17 protein-coding genes are annotated in these 18,234 nt (G+C 63.8%); 9 read left to right on the top strand and 8 right to left on the bottom strand.

Annotation, left to right across the window (positions count from 1 at the left end):
* Nucleotides 1-71: 71 nt before the first annotated feature.
* A complete protein-coding gene (locus tag C8C98_RS13720; protein ID WP_121454736.1) occupies nt 72-968 on the bottom strand; it encodes a dienelactone hydrolase family protein in 897 nt (298 codons plus the stop codon).
* 327 nt (nt 969-1,295) lie between these two features.
* Here C8C98_RS13720 and C8C98_RS13715 point away from each other — a divergent pair, with 327 nt between their 5' ends.
* The 6 genes from C8C98_RS13715 to C8C98_RS13690 all read left to right on the top strand — a co-directional run bounded on the left by C8C98_RS13715 (nt 1,296) and on the right by C8C98_RS13690 (nt 5,936).
* A complete protein-coding gene (locus tag C8C98_RS13715) occupies nt 1,296-1,877 on the top strand; it encodes a GbsR/MarR family transcriptional regulator (RefSeq protein ID WP_121456260.1) in 582 nt (193 codons plus the stop codon).
* Nucleotides 1,878-1,945: 68 nt separating this feature from the next.
* Nucleotides 1,946-2,509, top strand: a complete 564-nt coding sequence (locus C8C98_RS13710) for a thiol-disulfide oxidoreductase DCC family protein (protein WP_121454735.1) — start codon at nt 1,946-1,948, stop codon at nt 2,507-2,509.
* 94 nt (nt 2,510-2,603) lie between these two features.
* On the top strand, nt 2,604-3,563 hold the full coding sequence (locus tag C8C98_RS13705) for an NAD-dependent epimerase/dehydratase family protein (RefSeq protein ID WP_121456259.1): 960 nt from the start codon (nt 2,604-2,606) through the stop codon (nt 3,561-3,563).
* Complete coding sequence (locus C8C98_RS13700; protein ID WP_121454734.1) at nt 3,560-3,988, top strand: DoxX-like family protein; 429 nt, start codon at nt 3,560-3,562, stop codon at nt 3,986-3,988. The genes C8C98_RS13705 and C8C98_RS13700 overlap by 4 nt, the downstream gene beginning before the upstream one ends.
* 135 nt (nt 3,989-4,123) lie before the next feature.
* Nucleotides 4,124-4,603, top strand: coding sequence for a DUF2269 domain-containing protein (locus C8C98_RS13695; protein WP_121454733.1), 480 nt, complete (start codon nt 4,124-4,126; stop codon nt 4,601-4,603).
* Between the two features lie 283 nt (nt 4,604-4,886).
* Nucleotides 4,887-5,936 carry an SRPBCC family protein gene (locus C8C98_RS13690; RefSeq protein ID WP_233574545.1) on the top strand — a complete coding sequence of 350 codons (1,050 nt, stop codon included), beginning with the start codon at nt 4,887-4,889 and terminating at the stop codon, nt 5,934-5,936.
* A 147-nt stretch (nt 5,937-6,083) separates the two neighbouring features.
* On the opposite strand, the gene C8C98_RS13685 is transcribed toward C8C98_RS13690, so the two are convergent.
* The 3 genes from C8C98_RS13685 to C8C98_RS13675 all read right to left on the bottom strand — a co-directional run bounded on the left by C8C98_RS13685 (nt 6,084) and on the right by C8C98_RS13675 (nt 8,864).
* Nucleotides 6,084-7,067 (bottom strand): amino acid ABC transporter substrate-binding protein, encoded by a 984-nt coding sequence (locus C8C98_RS13685; RefSeq protein WP_233574544.1) that lies wholly within the window; start codon nt 7,065-7,067, stop codon nt 6,084-6,086.
* Nucleotides 7,068-7,166: 99 nt separating this feature from the next.
* Complete coding sequence (locus tag C8C98_RS13680; protein ID WP_121454731.1) at nt 7,167-7,961, bottom strand: aspartate/glutamate racemase family protein; 795 nt, start codon at nt 7,959-7,961, stop codon at nt 7,167-7,169.
* Between the two features lie 12 nt (nt 7,962-7,973).
* On the bottom strand, nt 7,974-8,864 hold the full coding sequence (locus tag C8C98_RS13675) for an amino acid ABC transporter substrate-binding protein (RefSeq protein WP_121454730.1): 891 nt from the start codon (nt 8,862-8,864) through the stop codon (nt 7,974-7,976).
* Between the two features lie 349 nt (nt 8,865-9,213).
* On the opposite strand from C8C98_RS13675, the gene C8C98_RS13670 reads away from it, so the two are divergent.
* Nucleotides 9,214-10,428, top strand: coding sequence for a D-amino acid dehydrogenase (locus C8C98_RS13670; RefSeq protein ID WP_199726595.1), 1,215 nt, complete (start codon nt 9,214-9,216; stop codon nt 10,426-10,428).
* Nucleotides 10,429-10,501: 73 nt separating this feature from the next.
* Here C8C98_RS13670 and C8C98_RS13665 read toward each other — a convergent pair whose 3' ends face one another.
* From C8C98_RS13665 to polA, 4 genes are all read right to left on the bottom strand, one after another.
* Nucleotides 10,502-11,431 (bottom strand): LysR family transcriptional regulator, encoded by a 930-nt coding sequence (locus C8C98_RS13665; protein WP_121454729.1) that lies wholly within the window; start codon nt 11,429-11,431, stop codon nt 10,502-10,504.
* Nucleotides 11,432-11,713: 282 nt separating this feature from the next.
* The gene (gene yghU / locus C8C98_RS13660) at nt 11,714-12,619 is read right to left on the bottom strand and encodes a glutathione-dependent disulfide-bond oxidoreductase (RefSeq protein WP_121454728.1); all 906 of its coding nucleotides are present in this window, start codon (nt 12,617-12,619) and stop codon (nt 11,714-11,716) included.
* Between the two features lie 344 nt (nt 12,620-12,963).
* Nucleotides 12,964-13,437 carry a hypothetical protein gene (locus C8C98_RS21585; RefSeq protein WP_147436372.1) on the bottom strand — a complete coding sequence of 158 codons (474 nt, stop codon included), beginning with the start codon at nt 13,435-13,437 and terminating at the stop codon, nt 12,964-12,966.
* Nucleotides 13,438-13,712: 275 nt separating this feature from the next.
* Entirely contained in the window at nt 13,713-16,511 is a 2,799-nt protein-coding gene (gene polA, locus C8C98_RS13650) for a DNA polymerase I (RefSeq protein ID WP_121454726.1), read from the bottom strand.
* A gap of 54 nt (nt 16,512-16,565) precedes the next feature.
* Here polA and C8C98_RS13645 point away from each other — a divergent pair, with 54 nt between their 5' ends.
* On the top strand, nt 16,566-16,925 hold the full coding sequence (locus C8C98_RS13645) for a hypothetical protein (RefSeq protein ID WP_121454725.1): 360 nt from the start codon (nt 16,566-16,568) through the stop codon (nt 16,923-16,925).
* Between the two features lie 135 nt (nt 16,926-17,060).
* Complete coding sequence (locus tag C8C98_RS13640) at nt 17,061-18,011, top strand: homoserine kinase (RefSeq protein ID WP_121454724.1); 951 nt, start codon at nt 17,061-17,063, stop codon at nt 18,009-18,011.
* The last annotated feature ends 223 nt before the right edge of the window (nt 18,012-18,234 follow it).

Raw genomic sequence — 18,234 nt, 5'->3', positions numbered from 1 at the left:
GCTTGTGCTGCACCCGAAAAAAAGCCGCCCCGAAAACTTCAGGGCGGCTTCTGGCGGAACACCGGAGAAGCTCAAACCACTCCGTGGGTCTTGAACCAGGCCAGGGCACGCTTGTAGCCGTCTTCCGCCGCTTCCTTGCGGTAGCTGGGGCGGTAGTCGGCATGGAAGGCGTGCGGGGCTTCGGGGTACACCACAAACTCGGAAACCTTGGCTGCAGCAGAACCGCTGGCTAGGGCTGATTTCATCTTATCAACCGTGTCAAGAGGGATGCCGGTATCTTTTTCACCATACAGGCCCAACACCGGCGCCTTGAGGATAGGCGTCAAATCGACCGGGTGCTTGGGCGTCAGGTCACTGGGCTGCCCCACCAGGCGTCCGTACCAAGCCACACCGGCCTTCACAGGGCCATGGGCGGCATACAACCAGGTGATGCGGCCACCCCAACAAAAGCCCGTCACGCCCACACGGGCTGCATCGCCACCGTTGGCGGCGGCCCACTTCACCGCACCATCCAGGTCTCCCATCACTTGCCCGTCGGGCACCTTCGAGACCACCTCGGCCATGAGCTTGGACACTTCGGTGTAGCTGGCCGGATCGCCCTGGCGGGCGTACAGCTGCGGCGCAATGGCCAGGTAGCCGGCCTTGGCAAAGCGGCGGCACACATCGGCAATGTATTCGTGCACGCCAAAAATCTCCTGGATCACCAGGACCACGGGCAACCCCGTTTTGCCCGCCGGTGCAGCGCGGTAGGCGGGCACCTTGAAGCCGTCCACCTCATAAGTCACCTGGCCCGCCACCAGCCCCTCGGCAGACGTGGCAATGGCGGTTTGCGCCATCAAAGGCGCGGCAGCGGCGGCATACCCCAAGCCCAGCGCGGCCTGCAAGGCGGTGCGCCGGGTGGCGCCCGCTTCGGTCGAGCGCCCGGGCAGCAGGGCTTCGGTGTCCAGTTGGTGGTCACGGTTGAGCATCAGATACCTCCAGAGTGCAATCAGAACAAAGGAAACAAAGGCGCAAGCCCTTGCGGGGAAAACCAACACAGCGGCTGGGCCAACCCAGGGCCCATGGGGATGGGCGCGGACACCACCGCACCAACAAGCAGCTCAGCCCCGGCCTGCGCAGCGTGATGGCGCGCAGGTCGGGCTGCCAGCGTCGGCGGCCCATATTAGCCATTTGTGCTTCAGCGCGCTGGCTGCGCCCCCGTATCTATGAGGAACACGCCGAGGTTTGAACGGTAGCCTTCACATTCTTTTATTTCTCTCTTGACAGAAATTACAGAAGCCATGAGACTGCCCACCATGCAACTCACACCCATCGCCCAACAATTCGTCGTCCACTGGGGAGAAATGGGCAGCGCCTGGGGCGTGAACCGCACGGTGGCCCAGTTGCATGCCCTGCTGTTCTTCCATGGCCGCCCGCTCAACGCCGAAGAGATTGCCGACACCCTGGTGGTGGCGCGCTCCAACGTCAGCAACAGCCTCAAAGAGCTGCTGAACTGGCAGCTGATCCGCGTGACCCATGTGCTGGGCGACCGGCGCGACTATTACGAGACCAGCAGCGATGTGTGGGAGCTGTTTCGCACCGTGGTGCGCGAGCGCAAGACACGCGAGTTTGACCCCACCACCCGCATGCTGCGCGAGCTGGTGCGCAAGCCCGAATTTGCCCAGGAGAGCCCCGACGCCCAAGACCGCGTGCGCGAGACCCTGCACCTGATGGAATCGCTGGGCACCTGGGCGGACGAGATGCTGCGCCTGTCGCCTAGCACGCTGGAGAAGGTGCTGCGCATGGGCGCCACCGTGCAAAAGTTTGTGCGCGGCGGCGATGCGCCTGCAGCCCCTGCGCCATCCAACGCCACTGACCGCACGCCCCCCGCCCCTTAGTCACTTCCTGCAAAATTTTTTGACCTTTAATTTCTCTTTTGACAGAAATTTCAGAAAGGATCGAGACCATGACCGCAGCCACCTATCCCGCCACCCTGTACTACGACAGCGCCTGCCCGCTGTGCGACACCGAGATGCACAACCTCATGCTGCGCAACCAGGCCGGGCAGTTGCACTTTGAAGACGTGCAGGCACCCGGCTTCACCTGCCCCGAGGGCGTGACGCGCGAAGCGCTGCTGACCCTGATGCACGCCCGCACCGCCAGCGGGCAATGGCTCAGCGGCGTGGCCGCGTTTGAGGTGGCCTACGCTGCCGTGGGCCTGGGCTGGGTGATGGCCCCCGCCCGCATTCCGCTGCTGCGCGCGGGCATGGACGCGCTGTACCCCGTGATCGCCCGCAACCGCTACCGCGCACCGGCCTGGGTGATACGCATGTTCTTTGGCAAGGCCCTGCGCCGCGCGGCAGAGCGGGCAGCGGCCCAGCAATGCACGGACCAGTGCATGCTGGACAGACTGCAAGAAGGGCACGAAGGGCAACACGGGCGCGACGGCGGAGGCAGCACAGCCCCTGCCACCCCCGTTCGGGCTGAGCCTGTCGAAGCCTCGCGCCGCGCTTCGACAGGCTCAGCGTGAACGGCTCTGTGAGGTCACCATCACTCCCCATCGGAGCCCCGCCATGCATACGCCCTCCACGACATCGCCCGCCACATCCCTCTCCTTTGACCCCCTGCAGGTGCTGCTGACCGGGGCCACCGGCTTCATCGGCCGGGCCATTGCCGCCGCGCTGCGCCGGGCCGGGCACACCGTGCACATGGGCCATTCGCCCAACTCACCACGGCAGCAACACGCTGGCGGCGTGGCCATGGACTTTGCCCGCGACACCGATGCAGCCACCTGGCTGCCGCACCTGCAAGGCATCGACGCCGTGGTCAACGCCGTGGGTGTGCTGCGCAACACCGCCGCCCGCCCCATCGATGCCGTGCACCACCACACCCCCGTGGCGCTGTTTGAGGCCTGCCGACAAGCGGGTGTGCGGCATGTGGTGCAAATATCGGCCCTGGGCGTGCAAACCGGCAGCACCCGCTACGCCCGCACCAAGCGCGCTGCCGACGAGCACCTGCTGGGCCTGGCAGCGGCCACCAACGATTCCACCAGCCCCCTGCGCGGCGTGGTGCTGCGCCCCAGCGTGGTGTTTGGCCACGGTGGCGCCAGTGCCACCCTGTTCATGCGGCTGGCCCGCCTGCCCGTGCTGGCACTGCCTGGGCCGGTGCTCACCGCACGCGTCCAACCCGTGGCCGTGCACGACCTGGCCGACGCCGTGGTGGCGCTGCTGGGCAGCCACAGCCAAGTGCGCGGCGTGGTGCCCTGCGTGGGGCCAGAAGCGCTGCCCATGGCGGCATTGATTGCCAACCTGCGTGCGCAGTGCGGCCACCCGCCCGCCCATGCGCTGCAGCTGCCTACACCGCTCACCCGCCTGTCGGCCCGGCTGGGCGACTGGGTGCCAGTGTCCCCCTGGTGCAGCGAGACCCTGACCATGCTGGCCACCGACAACGTGGCCGACCCCGCGCCGCTGCAAGCCCTGCTGGGCTACCCCGCCACGCACTACAGCCAACTGGTAGAGCGCGCCTGGGCCCCATCCCCCACCGCCGCAGCGCCTGACGCACTCCATCCCGGAGCCCCCTCATGACCCCATCCGTACACCCCCAAGCCCCACTGCCCACCCCCACAGTCCCCGCTGTCCGGCTGCTGCGTGCCAGCCTGGTGACCGTGTGGCTGGGCACCGCCGTGGTCAGCGCCATCACCCACCGCACGCAAGGCGATGCCCTGCTGCGCCAGGCCGGGCTGAGCGATGACCTGTGGATTCAAGCCCTGATCTGGGGCGGTGCAGCGGCCGACCTGCTGATGGGCCTGGCCCTGTGGCGCTGGCCTGGCCGCTACAGCGCATGGGCAGCCCTCGCGTTGATGGGAGTGATGACCCTCACCGCCACCGTGCTGCTGCCCCACCTGTGGCTCGACCCGCTCGGGTCTCTACTCAAGAACCTGCCGATTGCCGCCATCTTGGTGGTGCTGGCGACACAGCATGAACCCACTCAAACCACTTCAACCGCTTGAACCACTTCAACCGTTCACGCTGAGCTTGTCGAAGCGCAGCGCAGGGCTTCGACAAGCTCAGCCCGAACGGATGTTGTCAATGTCACAGAGACCGATTCAATCAAGCCTTCCCGCACATCGAGAAGAAACCGAACCATGAACACCTACCTCGTTCTCAAGACCCTTCACATCATCTCCAGCGTGTTTCTGGTGGGCACCGGCCTGGGCTCGGCGTTCTACCTGTTCTTTGCCAACCGCAGCGGCAGCGTGGCCGCGCAGGCCGTGGTGGGCCGACTGGTGGTGCGGGCCGACTGGTGGTTTACCACCCCCGCCGTGATCGTGCAGCCGCTCACCGGCATCGCCATGGCCCACATGGCAGGCTGGCCCATCACCACCCCGTGGCTGGCCTTGTCGATTGCGCTGTACCTGCTGGCCGGAGCCTGCTGGCTGCCGGTGGTGGCCCTGCAGATCCGCATGGCCCGCATGGCGCAGGCCGCCCACGCCGCAGGCACCCCGCTGCCCCCGCAATACGTGCGCCTGCAGCGCTGGTGGGAAGGCCTGGGCTACCCCGCCTTCATCGCCATGGCCGTGGTCTTTGCGCTGATGGTGAACAAGCCCGCACTGTGGGGTGGGTGAACGGGATGCCGCTTACCCCAGACACAAGGCACTGAGAGTGGCTAACAAAACCCAGCGAAGCGGTTCTGGCTAGGCGCTGCGTCGCAGGCAGTACGAGCAGTACGACAAGACGCGGCAACAACGCCAGAAGAGTTTTGTTAGCCGCTCTGAATCGGCGTCAACCCACCTGCCACCGTTCACGCTGAGCGTGTCGAAGCGCAGCGCAAGGCTTCGACAAGCTCAGCCCGAACGGATATTGCAGGTTCATACAAGCGACACCGCACCACACATCCAGGGAGGAACCATGTCTGACAGCCCAACCAAGCCCACCGCAAAGCCCATAGCGCCAGCAGAGCCCGACGAGCCTTCGCCGTGGGACTCTGCCGAAGACCCATCGCGCCTGCCATTTGGCAAATTCGGCAAGCTCACTCCCATCGTCTGCGGCATGGTGTTTGGCCTGCTGCTGCGCTTGGCGTTCAGCGGCGCGCCCAGCAGCCGCTGGTCGGCCATGGTGGGGGCCTTCATCTGGCTGGTACCGCTGGCCACCGGGGCCATCACCGTGTACTTGGCAGAACGGCAGCAACGGCGCAGCTGGTCTTACTACGCCTGGGCGCCGGCGCTGGCCACGGCACTGGTCGTGATTGGCTCGTTGCTGATATTGATCGAAGGGCTGATCTGCGCCGTCGTCATCGTGCCGCTGTTCACCTTCATGGGCATGGCGGGCGGGCTGTGCATGGGGCTGGTGTGCCGCCTCACCCGCTGGCCGCGCCACGCGGCTTATGGCTTTGCTGTGCTGCCCCTGGCCGCCGCGCTGGTGCTGCCGCAAGGCGCACCCGCACAGATGGGGCAGGTAGAGCGCAGCCTGTGGATCAACGCCCCCGCCTCGGTGGTGTGGGAGGGCATTACGAACATCCGCAACATCCAGCCGCACGAAGTGAATACCGCCTGGACCTACCGCATCGGCGTGCCCCCACCCGTGGAGGCCGTGACGGTGCAAGAAGGCAGCCAGCGCGTGCGCAAAAGCCGCTGGGCCAAGGGCGTGCACTTTGACGAAATCATCCAGGAATGGGAACCCGGCCGCCACCTGCGCTGGACCTACCGCTTCGGGCCCGACTCCATCCCCGCAGGCGCGCTGGACGACCACGTCGCCATTGGCGGCGCCTACTTTGACCTGAACGACACCGCCTACACCCTGACGCCCGAGGCAGGCGGCACGCGGCTGCACCTGCGCATCAGCTACCGCCTGTCCACCGACTTCAACACCTACGCCAACTGGTGGGCCCAGGCCCTGCTGGACAACTTTGCGCAGACCGTGCTGCAGCTTTACAAGACGCGGCTGGAGGGGTCGGCATAAACGACAAAGCACCTTGGGTTACGGAACACCTTGAGCGGATTTCACTATAAAAAAGATAGCTGCTTGCGCTTATCTTTCAAGCGCTAGCAGCTTTTTCTCCTTCAGCAGCATCAAACCTTGGGGGGCCGCAGTCAACTACTGCTTTTCCTACTGCGGCACGTAGTCCGAAGGGTATTTGAGGGAATCCGCCAGCAGATGCGGCATGCGCATACCCAGATTGATGCCGTGGGGCGGAATCGGCTGGGTGAACCACTTGTCATACAGACGGTGCAGCTCGCGGGTCTGTATCAAGCGGCGCAGTTCGGCATCCACCACCGCCTTGAGTTCGGGGTTATTGCGCTCAAACGCCACCGCGTAAGGTTCGATGTTCATGGGCTTGCCGATGACCTTCAGGTCCTGCGGCTGGGTGTGGCTGGCGCGCAGGCCGTACAGCAACACGTCGTCCATGGCGAAGCCCTCCACCTTGCCGCTCACCACCCAGCCAAAGCCCTCGGCATGGTCCTTGGCGGCCTCAATACGCACACGCACCACTTTCGAGGCCGCCTCACGTGCCAGCGAATCGATGTTGGTGGTGCCCGCCGTGGACGCGACGGTCTTGCCGTCCAGGTCTTCAATGCGCGAATATGGCCTGTCGCTTTGCACCAGGATGCGTGACGAGGCGATGAAATGCGCGATGGTGAATGCAACGCGCTCACGGCGCGCTGCCGTATTGGTGGTCGAGCCACATTCCAGGTCCACCTCGCCCTTTTCAATGGCGTCAAAGCGGCTGCTGGACGTGACCAGACGGTAGGCCACCTTGGTCTCACGCAGCTTGAGATGCCGCCCCAGCGTCTGCGCAATCTGCAAACAAACATCCACGCTGTAACCCATGGGTGTTCCGTTGGCCACATAGGACATCGGTATGGACGATTCCCGGTGGCCGATGACCACCACACCGCTGAGCTGAATGCGTTGAAGCGTTTTACCCGGAAACGATGATGACGCTACCTGTGGTGCCGCTTTTGGTGCGGCCTGTGACAATGCCGCCGACTGGGCAAGCACCTTATCGCAGCCCACTGTGCCGAACGTGAACGCGAGCACGGCCCACCCCACGGTACTGCCCCACTTTTTTCCCAACATCGCAACGGTCATGGTGTTCACCTTCATTCAACACGCTGCACCCCATGCTGGCGAGCAACATGGCAGGAAAGGGAGTCGACCGCCCACCATGCCGACGACAGTGTGGTGGGCTCAGCCCGCAGATTGGAGTTGTCCATACGCATGTCGGGCCAGGGCCGAGGCCAGCACCTCAGAGGGGTTCACCAGCGACACACCTTCCAGCCCTGAGTGCTCAGACAGCGCCAGCGGTATCTCGGTGCATCCCATGATCAGCGTGGATACGCCATGGCGCTCCTGCAGCGCCATCGACACGGCCTCAAAGCGCTGGCGTGCCAAGGGGTAGTTGCCCGCCTTCACCCCGTCGTAGATGCCTTGCATCAGCAGTTCGCGTTCAGCGTCTTCGGGCACAAAGCAGACGATGCGTGCGCGCTCCAGCTCACGCTGGTACAGCCCAGCTTCATAGGCACCGCGTGTCGCCAGCAGCCCCACGCCCTGCACCTGGCGCGCTGCAAGCTCGGCCACCACCTCCTGCACCCCATGCAGTACCACCATCTGCGGAAACCGCTGCTGAAGAATGCCGTGCCACGCATGGGCTGTGTTGCACGCAATCGCCACCACCCGTGCGCCCAGCGCCGCCAACCGGCCCGTGGCCTGCAGCATGGGGTCTGCGGGCTGGTGCGCACCAGGGCGCGTATCGGTGAGCGCAGCCGTGCGGTCGGGGATGGGGACCTGCGCCAGCCAGTGCTCGGGGTAGGCCTGGTCGCGTACCGGAATGCCCAGCGCCTCCATGCGGTCGGTACAGGCCTGCACGAACAGGCGCACAAAGTCAGCCCCGGCGGCAGGTCCCATCCCTCCCAGAATGCCCACCACCTGCGGGGCATGGGAAGGGAGGCTGGGCTGGGGGTGGTTTGCAAACACAAAAGACATGCGCGCTCCGGCTTACTGTGCGGGCTTGTCGCTTTGCGCTACCAGGTTCTCGCGCAACTCCTTGCTCATGGGCAGGTTCAGGTTCTGGCCGCGTGGCGGCACGGGCGACATGAACCACTTGGTGTAGAGCTTTTCAAATTCGCCGGACTTCATCATCCCGCCAATCACGCCGTTGACCAGAGCCTGGAACTGCGGGTCGTCCTTGCGCAGCATGCAGGTGTAAGGCTCGACCTGCAGCGAATCCCCTACCACCGCCCAATCGGCCGGGTTGCGCTGGTTGCCCATCAGGCCAAACAGCAGGATGTCATCCATCGCAAACGCCTCCGCCCGCCCGGTTTCGACCAGCAAAACAGCGTCGTCATGGTCTTTGCCCATCACAAGGTCCATGTCGAGGTTGTTGTCGCGGTTGTATTTGCGGATGACCTGCGCGTTGGTGGTGCCCGAGGTGCTGGCCACCTTCTTCTTAGCCAGGTCGGCGTAGTTCTTGATGCCCGATGCCTTCTTCGTCAGCAGACGCGTACCGGTGTAGAAGTAGTTGATGGCAAATTGCACATCCTTGCCCCGCACCGTGTTGTTGGTGGTCGATCCGCACTCCAGGTCAATGGTGCCGTTGGTGAGCAGCGGAATGCGGTTCTGCGAGGTCACGGCCTGCAACTCCACCTTGATGTTCGGGTTGTTCAGGCGCTTCTTCACCGCGTCCACCACGGCATTGGAGATGTCTACCGCAAAGCCGATGGGTACCCCCGGACCGGACAGGTAGCTGAAGGGCACCGATGACTCACGGTAGGCCAGCGTGATCTTGCCCGAGTCGGCAATCTTCTTGAGGGTGTCGGCATGGGTTGCGGTGCAGGACAGCAGGCCAACCCACACCAGGGCAGCAGACGTGATGGCAGAGAGCTTCATGGGAATCCCTTTGTAAAAATGCAGGCAAACGGGTTGAAGAAAAACAGAACGCAGGGGCACTGTAAAAATTCGCGGTGCCTTTGAACAATTCATTCGCAGGGGTTCGTCATGATCAAAAGTTATGGCACTTTTGCAGTGCACTCCCCGCACCACCGCACACCCACTGCGCACCAATTTGCATCACCACGCACCAACAACGGCACGCCTCCATGCAAGGGGTAGGCCTAGGGCGGCACTGACTTGCGCACATAACTTATTGGCATAGGCGGGTATGGCTTTGGCATTGTTCAAAGCGCGGCCCGCGCCCTACATTGATCCGCAGTCAGTTAACCCCCCACTCCCCCACAAGATGCAGGTATGTGTATTGGGTGCAGGCATCGTCGGCCTGGCCACAGCGTATGAACTCCACCAGCGCGGTTTGCAGGTCACCGTCATCGACCAAGCCCAGCCCGGCACGGGCGCCAGCGGTGGCAATGGCGCGCAGCTGAGCTACAGCTATGTGCAGCCGCTGGCAGACGCCAGCATCTGGCGGCAGTTGCCCCGGCTGCTACTATTGCCCAGTTCTCCGCTCAAGCTGCGCATGCAGTGGGACACCCACCAGTGGCGTTGGGGGCTGGAGTTTCTGCGCGCATGCAACCGGCCAACCTCTGAACGCAGCACTGCGCAGCTACTGGCCTTGGCCGCCCTGAGCCGCCACCATTTCGAGGCCATGATGCGGGCAGAGGCCCTGGACTGCGACTTCTCCCGCACCGGTAAGCTGGTGCTGTACGACACCGCCACCGGCCTGGCCGCTGCGCAACGCCAGATGGACCTGCAGCGCCAGTGGGGCTGCGAACAACAGGCGGTGTCAGCCCAGCGCTGCACAGAGATCGAGCCCGCGCTGCAGCAATACCAGCCGCGCATTGCCGGAGCCATCTACACCCCCAGCGAATGCGCGGCCGACTGCCTTATGGTCTGCCAAGGCTTGCAGGCCGTGCTGGCCGCACGGGGGGTGCGCTTTGTACTGGGTGCCACGGTCCAGGGCTTTGTGCGCCAGGGCACCCGCATTGCTGCGGTGCAGACCAGTGCAGGCGCCATCGAGGCGCAGCAGTTTGTGCTGGCCCTGGGCAGCCGCAGCCACCAGGTGGCGCAGACGCTAGGCTTTCGCCTGCCCGTGTACCCACTCAAGGGCTACAGCATCACACTCGATACCAGCGCTGCACCATCGGCAGTGCCTCGCGTCAATGTGACCGACGCCGCACGCAAGGTGGTATTTGCGCGCATCGGCCAGCGCCTGCGGGTGGCGGGCATGGCCGAACTGGTGGGGCACGATGCGCGCATACCTGCCGCACGCATCCAGAGCCTGCGCGATGCCACACGCGCCGTTTTTCCGGGCTGCCACCAAGGCGGCGACCTGCACGCCTGGACCGGCATGCGCCCCGCCACACCCACCGGGCTGCCGGTGGTGGGCCGTTGGGCGCGGGCGCCCGACAACCTGCTTCTCAACACAGGCCACGGTTCCTTGGGGTTCACGCTGGCGTTTGGCACGGCAGCGCAGGTGGCCGAACTACTGGTGCCCGCCTAAGCCACCCTTCATCACACTCCCGCCCGCTTCAGCTACTACAAGCCCCCACCTCGGCAGGTGGCCCGTTCACTGGTCACTCCACCTCAGGTAGCAGGCCCACCGCTCCCAGCGTCTCGGCCACCGCCTGGCGCATGCACTGCGTCATGGCACTGGCCAGCAGCGAGCTGGGCCGGTTCACGGTGCGCAGCGACTTGATGGGCACGGCAATGTGCGGCGCAAGCGCCAGCACATCCACCTTGCTGCGGTCGGCCGATGCCGCTGTGCACGTGTCGACCACAGCCACCGCATGGCCGTGATGCGCCAATGCCAGCGCTGCGTGATAGGTCTGCACCGTGATCGCCGTCTGCAAGCCCACCCCGGCCTCGCGGCAGGCATGGCTGACCACTGTGCCGATGGGGTCACGCACATCCAGCCGCACCACGGGTGTGTCGGCCAGGTCGGCCAGATGCGCCACCCCGGCCGCCACCAGCGCAGCCCCCAGCATTCCCTTGGGTGCCACACACACCATGCGCCCATCGGCCAGATGCTCTTGCGTCAACGCGGGGTGAGCGATGGCGCTGAACACAAAGCCCACATCCGCCTCCTGCAGCACCAGGGCCGAGACGATCTGGGGCGAGTGCAGCGCGTCGATGGTTACCTGCACATCCGGGTGCTTCTGCCTGAAGAACCGCAATGCACGCGGCAGCACCTCGTAGCTCAGTGCCAGCACGCTCAGAATATGCAGCTCCCCCTCGCGCCGGTCGCTTTTGAGGCTGTTGGCAAGGCGCTGCACATCATCGAGCTGGGTGAACAGGCGCTCAATGTGCGGGTACAGCGTCTGCGCCTCGGTGGTGGGCACCAGCTTGCCCTTGAGCCGGTGGAACAGCGGAAAGCCCAACTGCAGTTCAGCATGCGCCAAGATGCGGCTGACCGCAGGCTGCGTAACGTTGATGAGGCGGGCCGCCGCGCTCACGCTGCCGGTAAGCATCACGGCATTGAAAACTTCTATGTGGCGAAGGCGCATGGGTTGAGAACCAGTTGACTGTCTTTTGGGGGGCGGACAAAGCCCCTTTGGCATGGGATACCAAGCAGAACTTAGAACCAACGATGCAAGGAACAGGCCGGACGTGCAATCCTTGCATCCACCCATTGCGAGACCGCGTAGCTTAGAACCTGTTCAAAGCCGCGCCCGCAACCACCGCAGCAGCAAAAGCCACGCCGCCATGTCCGCACGCCTGCCTGGCAAGCATGCAGGCATCCGGTAGTGCGCTTCGGTACGCGCGGTGATCGCCGCGTTCAAAAATGCTCAGCGTGCGGGTGACGACGATGGGCTGGAGGCTGCCGCTGCGATCTTGTCCTGCGTCTTCGTCTCAAAGTCGCTGGCATCGTGCCGCTCATGCAACTGGCTGGCCAGGTCACCGCGCACCCGGTTCACCATGCGGCCGCGCTGCACGGCGCGGCGCTGGCCCACCTGCTCGGCCCAGCGCAGCACATGGGTGTATTCATGCACCTGCAAAAACTCGCCCGCGTCGTAGGCCTCGCCCTTCACCATCAGCCCATACCAGGGCCAGATCGCCATGTCGGCCACGGTGTACTCATTGCCCGCCACATACTCCGTCACAGCCAGGCGCTGGTTCAGCACATCGAGCTGGCGCTTGGTTTCCATCGCATAGCGGTCAATCGCGTACTCGATCTTGACCGGCGCATAGGCATAAAAATGCCCAAACCCTCCCCCCACAAACGGCGCACTGCCCATCTGCCAGAACAGCCACGACAGGCACTCGGCCCGCGCCGCGCCGTCCTTGGGCAAAAAGGCACCAAACTTCTCAGCCAGATGCATCAGGATGGCCCCGGACTCAAACACCCGCACGGGGTTGGCAGGGTCGGTGCGGTCTTGCAACGCGGGGATCTTGGAGTTGGGGTTGATGCCCACAAACCCGCTGCCAAACTGGTCGCCATCGCCAATGCGGATCAACCACGCGTCGTACTCCGCCCCGCTGTGGCCCAGCGCCAGCAGCTCTTCCAACATGATCGTGACCTTCACGCCATTGGGCGTACCCATCGAATAGAGCTGCAGCGGGTGCTTGCCCACAGGCAGCTCTTTATCGTGCGTAGCCCCGGCAATAGGTCGGTTGATGCTGGCGAACTGACCGCCGTTTTCTTTGTTCCATTGCCAGATGGCTGGGGGGGTGTAGGGGGTGGGGTTGGACATGCAAGGGCTCCGGGCTGAAAGTTGGAGGTTAGCGGGGTAGCGAACAGTTAGCCGGATGAGTCTAGCGACACGTTTGATTTGCTGCTGGGCTGGGGCAAATGATCGACGTTAGCTAGATCTTCAGGAAAGGAATTGCAACGCCCAACTAATTGCAGACTTGGCTTGCCACAGCGTCGTCGATCACCAGCTTTAGCGGGAAGCGGCGAGGGGCATCCACCTACCCAGACAGAAGATGGAGAGCACTATCAAGTACGAATTGCGCCATAAAAAGCAAGGTGCGCAAAGTGCTTGAGAACAGCAAGAAGGGTATCGCTCCGCCAATGCAAGCTGGGCAAAACGAAATGTTAGGCCCCCTTGCGTTGCCGCAGCTTTTCGGCAAATGAAACTCGCGAGAGAGGCATAGTTGGGGGCTGGGGCAATCGCAGCCACCAAACAGGGCCAGTGACTTTTTCAAGGCGCAGTTCCGCTCTGATCGTATCTCGCAGATCTTCGAGCAATTGATCCCAGTTAACCTTGAAATCAGGCTTGAGAAAACTCTCTACCGCCTCATTCATGAGCTTTACTTGGTACGGGGTGCCATACAGCTGGATTTCAGCAACGAAAGTCTCTATCCGCTCTATCGTTTCAATCGTCAAAGGACGATTGCTGGATGAAGAAATACGCATGTATGCAGCTTCAAGGGCACGCAGACGGTCAACACGCCTTTTAGAAAAAAGTTCGCGTCTTGCCGTGAGCCAATGGGCAAAGAACCAACCAGCTACAACCAACACACCTGGTATTCCAAGCGTCACTACCTGACTCCAATTGATCGCATCCATAGGCACGCTCCTTACCAAATCATGATGCCGAAGTTCAGGTGCCAAATCTGGCGCCCTAAGCACTACGAAAACTCCGCATTCCTTCATCATCCAATGCCTGAACGTCCACAGCACTTCAAAGGCGGGACAACAAACCCTAAAACTCAGAATACAGGCTCGGTAGGCTTATGGAACAGGTTACTGCTTCTAATTTCATAGCTGCCAGCGCTTAGTAGACAGGCACTACAGGCCAAAAACACTTAAACATGTTGACCTGCCTCGCTTATCACTGGGCTTCAATGCGCCTTATCCCAATTAGCCCCCACCCCGACCTCTGCCAATAACGGCACCTTCAGCGCCGCCACGTCCGCCATCAGGCGCGGGATATGGGTCTTGAGCCAGTCCACTTCGCTCTCGGGCAGCTCAAACACCAGTTCGTCGTGCACCTGCATGATCATCTTGATATCTGGCTTGTGGGCGTCCAGCTCTTTTTGCACGGCCACCATGGCCAGCTTGATGAGGTCAGCGGCCGTGCCCTGCATGGGCGCATTGATAGCGGCGCGCTCGGCCCCGGCGCGGCGCGGGCCGTTGGGGGAATTGATTTCGGGCAGGTACAGGCGGCGGCCAAACACGGTTTCGACATAGCCCATGGATTTGGCGGCGGCCTTGGTCTCGTCCATGTACTGCTTCACGCCGGGGTAGCGCTGGAAGTATTTGTCGATGTAGGCAGCAGCGGCCTTGGTCTCAATGCCTAAGTTCTTGGCCAGGCCAAAGCTGCTCATGCCGTAGATGAGGCCGAAGTTGATGACCTTGGCGTAGCGGCGTTGCTCGCTGGTGACCTGATCGACCTCCACCCCAAACACCTCGGCGGCGGTGGCGCGGTGCACGTCCAGCCCGGCGTGGAAGGCGTGCAGCAGCGAGTGGTCGCCGCTCAGGTGGGCCATGATGCGCAGCTCGATCTGGGAGTAGTCGGCACTCGCAATCACGCGGCCTGCGGGCGCTACGAAGGCTTCGCGCACGCGGCGGCCTTCGGGGGTGCGGATGGGGATGTTTTGCAGGTTGGGGTCGTTGCTGGACAAACGGCCGGTCACAGCCACAGCCTGCGCGTAGTGCGTGTGCACGCGGCCTGTGCGCGGCAGGGCCAGTTGGGCGAGCTTGTCGGTGTAGGTGCCTTTGAGCTTGACGAGGCTGCGGTGCTCCAGCAGCTTGGCGGGCAGGGGGTAGTCCTCGGCCAACTTTTCCAGCACTTCTTCGTCGGTGCTGCGGGCGCCGGTGGCGGTCTTCTTCACAACCGGCATGCCCAGCTTGTCGAAGAAGATTTCGCCCAGTTGCTTGGGGCTGCTCAGGTTGAAGGGCTGGCCTGCAATCTCGTACGCCTCGGTTTCGAGCTGCAAGATGCGCTGGCCCAGCTCGTGGCTTTGGGCGGCCAGCGTGGGGGCGTCAATGAGCACGCCGTTGCGTTCGATGCGGTACAGGGCCTCGCTGCTGGCAATCTCCAGCTCGTAGATGAAGCGCAGTTTGTCATCCGCCTGCAGCAGGGGCCACAGGGCGTTGTGCACGTCCAGGGTCTGGTCAGAGTCTTCGCACGAATAGGCAGCGGCCTTGTCCACGGGCACTTGCGCAAACGGGATCTGGTGCGCGCCTTTGCCGCACAGGTCTTCGTAGCTGATGCCTTTGCGGCCCGTGTGGCGCTCGGCCAGGCTGGTCAGGTTGTGGGGCTTGTGCACTTCGAGCACGTAGCTTTGCAGCAAGGTGTCGTGCGCGTAGCCCTGCACTTCGATGCCGTGGTTGGCGAACACATGGCGGTCGTATTTGATGTGCTGGCCGAGCTTGTGGTGTTTGGCGTCTTCCAGCCAGGGCTTGAGGCGGGCGAGCACTTCATCCAAAGGCAGTTGCGCGGGCGCGTCGGGGCCTTCGTGGCGCAGGGGGATGTAGGCGGCTTCGCCGGGCTGCACGCTAAAAGAGATGCCGACGATTTGCGCACGCATTTCGTCGAGGGAGTCGGTTTCGGTGTCGATGGCCGTGAGCGGGGCTTTGTGCAGGCGCTCCAGCCACTGGTCAAAGTCGGCCCAGTTGAGGATGGTGTCGTACACCACGGTGCGGTGCTGGGCTTCTTCGGCCACGGTGCTGGCGGAGTGATCGGCAAACAGATCGCCGCTTTGGCCGGGCATGGCGACGGTGGGGGCTACAGCGGCAGAGGCAGCCGCGCCCTTGATGGCGGCAGCCAGGCCCTTGAAGCCGTACTTTTCGTAAAACGGCAGCAGGCCAGCGTTGTCGGGCGCGTCCAGCGTGATGTCGTCAAACGCGGGCAGGCCGGGGATGTAGTCGGCCAGCGCGCAGTCGGTTTTCATGGTGACGAGCTGGCGGCTCAGGGCCAGTTGGCCGCTGGCAATGGCCTCACGCAGGTTGTTGCCCGCCACGCCTTTGATGGCGTCGGCGTTGGCAATCAGGTTGTCGAGCGAGCCGTATTCTTCCAGCCACTTGGCGGCGGTCTTGGGGCCGACCTTGGTCACGCCGGGCACGTTGTCCACGGTGTCGCCCACCAGGGCCTGGTAGTCCACCATCAGCGCGGGGGGCACGCCAAACTCGGCCGTCACGCCCGCCACATCGCGGCGCTTGCCGCTCATGGTGTCGATGATGGTGATGTGCTCGTTGACCAGCTGGCTCAAGTCTTTGTCGCCGCTGGACACGATGACCTCAATGCCCTGTGCGGCTGCTGCGTTGGCCAAGGTGGCGATCACGTCGTCGGCCTCCACGCCGGGCACGGCCACCACCTTCCAGCCCAGCAGGTCCACCACCTCGTGGATGGGCTCGATCTGGCTGCGCAGGTCGTCGGGCATGGGCGAGCGCGTGGCCTTGTATTCGGTGTACAGGGCATCGCGGAAGGTGGGGCCCGAGGCGTCGAACACGCACACGGCGTAGTCGGCCACCACCTCTTTGCGCAGGGCCTGCATCATGTTGATCATGCCGCGAATGGCGCCCGTGGCGGCGCTGCTGGGGTCACCCGGCACGGCCCGCAGGTCGGGCATGGCGTGAAAGGCACGGTAGAGGTAGCTGGAGCCGTCCACCAGCACCAGGGTCTTTTTGTCAGTCATGCACGGATTGTGCACGGGCAAGCGGCCTCTGGACGGCGCTCTACAATCGGCCCCATGCGCGCATTCCACCTCTTTCTTTTGCTGGGCCTGGCGTCCAGCCCCCTGCTGGCCCAAAATACGAACCAAAATGCCCCTCAGGGCACAACGGAAAAGCGCGAGCAGCTATCAAATCCAGAGCAAATGGAAGGCCGCACCAACCAGCGCACCGAGCGCATTCGCGTGGAAGATGGCGGCAGCCGCGTCGATGAGGTGCGCGTGGGTGGCCAGACGCAAAGCATCAACGTGCAGCCCAAGGGCAGCGACATGCCCGCCTATGAAGTGAAATCGCCTGACGGTGCCCGCAGCCGCGCTGGCAGCAACAGCGGTGCGGAGACCAACACCGCCCCGCGTGTGTGGAACGTGATGAAGTTCTGAACCCCTGCGCGGGCCTGCCTTGAGGGCCCGCCGCACTGCACGCCCTGCCCCCGCACCCGCATGGGGGCCATGGCCCCGGCACGGGCTGGGCCCGTGATTCCGCCCCCCTTACTTTCTCCCCTGCTGAGCTGAACGATGGCTGTTTTTACCGAAGTCTCCAAAAAAGATGCACGCGAAGTGCTGCGCCGACTGCAAATTGGCGAGCTGGTGGAACTGCGCGGCATTGAGGGCGGCATTGAAAACACCAACTACTTCCTGACCAGCTCGCAGGGCGAGTTCGTCCTGACGCTGTTCGAGCGCCTGACGGCCGAGCAACTGCCGTTTTACCTGCACCTGATGAAGCACCTGGCGCACGGCGGCATCCCCGTGCCCGAGCCGCGTGGCGACAAGTACGGCGAAATCCTGCACACCGTGGCGGGCAAGCCTGCGGCGGTGGTGAGCAAGCTGCGCGGCAAAAGCCAGCTGGCCCCCGAGCCCGTGCACTGCGCCGCCGTGGGTGCCATGCTGGCGCGCATGCACCTGGTGGGGCGCGACTTTGACCGCCACCAGCCCAACCTGCGCGGCCTGCCCTGGTGGAACGAGACCGTGCCCGTGGTGCTGCCGCACCTGGACGCCGCCCAGGCCGCGCTGCTGCAATCGGAGCTGGCCTACCAGAACCACGTGGCCGCGTCGTCCACCTACGCCGCCCTGCCCCGTGGCCCGGTGCATGCCGACCTGTTCCGCGACAACGTGATGTTTGCCGAAGACACCCTGACGGGCTTCTTCGACTTTTACTTTGCGGGCGTGGACACTTGGCTGTTTGACTTGGCGGTGTGCCTGAACGACTGGTGCATTGACCTGCCCACCGGCACACACCACACCGAGCGCGCCACGGCCATGCTCACCGCCTACCAGGCCGTGCGCCCCCTGACAGCGGCAGAGCGCGAACTGCTGCCCGCCATGCTGCGCGCCGGGGCGCTGCGCTTTTGGATCTCGCGCCTGTGGGACTTTTACCTGCCGCGCGAGGCGTCCATGCTCAAGCCGCACGACCCGACCCACTTCGAGCGCGTGCTGCAGGACCGCATTGCGCACCCAGTGCAAGCCTGACGTCCCGTAGTTCCATCTTGCGGCCCGCCCCTGCAACGCCAGAGCGACAGAGCACTGCCAGGGGCCATCTGCACCGGCGCACGCGGTGGGTTGGCAGGGCCACCCGTGCCACCCAAGCTCTGGCCACACGCCAGCACAACCCCATGCGATAGCCCTTTGCCCAGACCGGCTGCAGCGCGCTGGGGTAAATTCCCCCCTGGCGCGCGATGGGCTAGCAGGCACA

The organism is Acidovorax sp. 106 (genome assembly GCF_003663825.1).
Lineage (GTDB): Bacteria > Pseudomonadota > Gammaproteobacteria > Burkholderiales > Burkholderiaceae_C > Acidovorax.
Note: the sequence above shows the minus strand (reverse complement) of the source record. Positions and strands in the feature narration are given on the sequence as shown.

What these genes read in the sequence shown, in the direction of transcription:
- yghU (WP_121454728.1), bottom strand. Translation starts at nt 12,619, where the DNA reads ATGTCCAACCCCACCCCCTACACCCCCCCAGCCATCTGGCAATGGAAC.
- C8C98_RS13640 (WP_121454724.1), top strand. Translation starts at nt 17,061, where the DNA reads ATGGCTGTTTTTACCGAAGTCTCCAAAAAAGATGCACGCGAAGTGCTG.
- C8C98_RS13685 (WP_233574544.1), bottom strand. Translation starts at nt 7,067, where the DNA reads ATGACCGTTGCGATGTTGGGAAAAAAGTGGGGCAGTACCGTGGGGTGG.
- C8C98_RS13675 (WP_121454730.1), bottom strand. Translation starts at nt 8,864, where the DNA reads ATGAAGCTCTCTGCCATCACGTCTGCTGCCCTGGTGTGGGTTGGCCTG.
- C8C98_RS13665 (WP_121454729.1), bottom strand. Translation starts at nt 11,431, where the DNA reads ATGCGCCTTCGCCACATAGAAGTTTTCAATGCCGTGATGCTTACCGGC.
- C8C98_RS21585 (WP_147436372.1), bottom strand. Translation starts at nt 13,437, where the DNA reads ATGGATGCGATCAATTGGAGTCAGGTAGTGACGCTTGGAATACCAGGT.
- polA (WP_121454726.1), bottom strand. Translation starts at nt 16,511, where the DNA reads ATGACTGACAAAAAGACCCTGGTGCTGGTGGACGGCTCCAGCTACCTC.
- C8C98_RS13680 (WP_121454731.1), bottom strand. Translation starts at nt 7,961, where the DNA reads ATGTCTTTTGTGTTTGCAAACCACCCCCAGCCCAGCCTCCCTTCCCAT.
- C8C98_RS13715 (WP_121456260.1), top strand. Translation starts at nt 1,296, where the DNA reads ATGCAACTCACACCCATCGCCCAACAATTCGTCGTCCACTGGGGAGAA.
- C8C98_RS13670 (WP_199726595.1), top strand. Translation starts at nt 9,214, where the DNA reads ATGCAGGTATGTGTATTGGGTGCAGGCATCGTCGGCCTGGCCACAGCG.
- C8C98_RS13690 (WP_233574545.1), top strand. Translation starts at nt 4,887, where the DNA reads ATGTCTGACAGCCCAACCAAGCCCACCGCAAAGCCCATAGCGCCAGCA.
- C8C98_RS13710 (WP_121454735.1), top strand. Translation starts at nt 1,946, where the DNA reads ATGACCGCAGCCACCTATCCCGCCACCCTGTACTACGACAGCGCCTGC.
- C8C98_RS13695 (WP_121454733.1), top strand. Translation starts at nt 4,124, where the DNA reads ATGAACACCTACCTCGTTCTCAAGACCCTTCACATCATCTCCAGCGTG.
- C8C98_RS13720 (WP_121454736.1), bottom strand. Translation starts at nt 968, where the DNA reads ATGCTCAACCGTGACCACCAACTGGACACCGAAGCCCTGCTGCCCGGG.
- C8C98_RS13645 (WP_121454725.1), top strand. Translation starts at nt 16,566, where the DNA reads ATGCGCGCATTCCACCTCTTTCTTTTGCTGGGCCTGGCGTCCAGCCCC.
- C8C98_RS13700 (WP_121454734.1), top strand. Translation starts at nt 3,560, where the DNA reads ATGACCCCATCCGTACACCCCCAAGCCCCACTGCCCACCCCCACAGTC.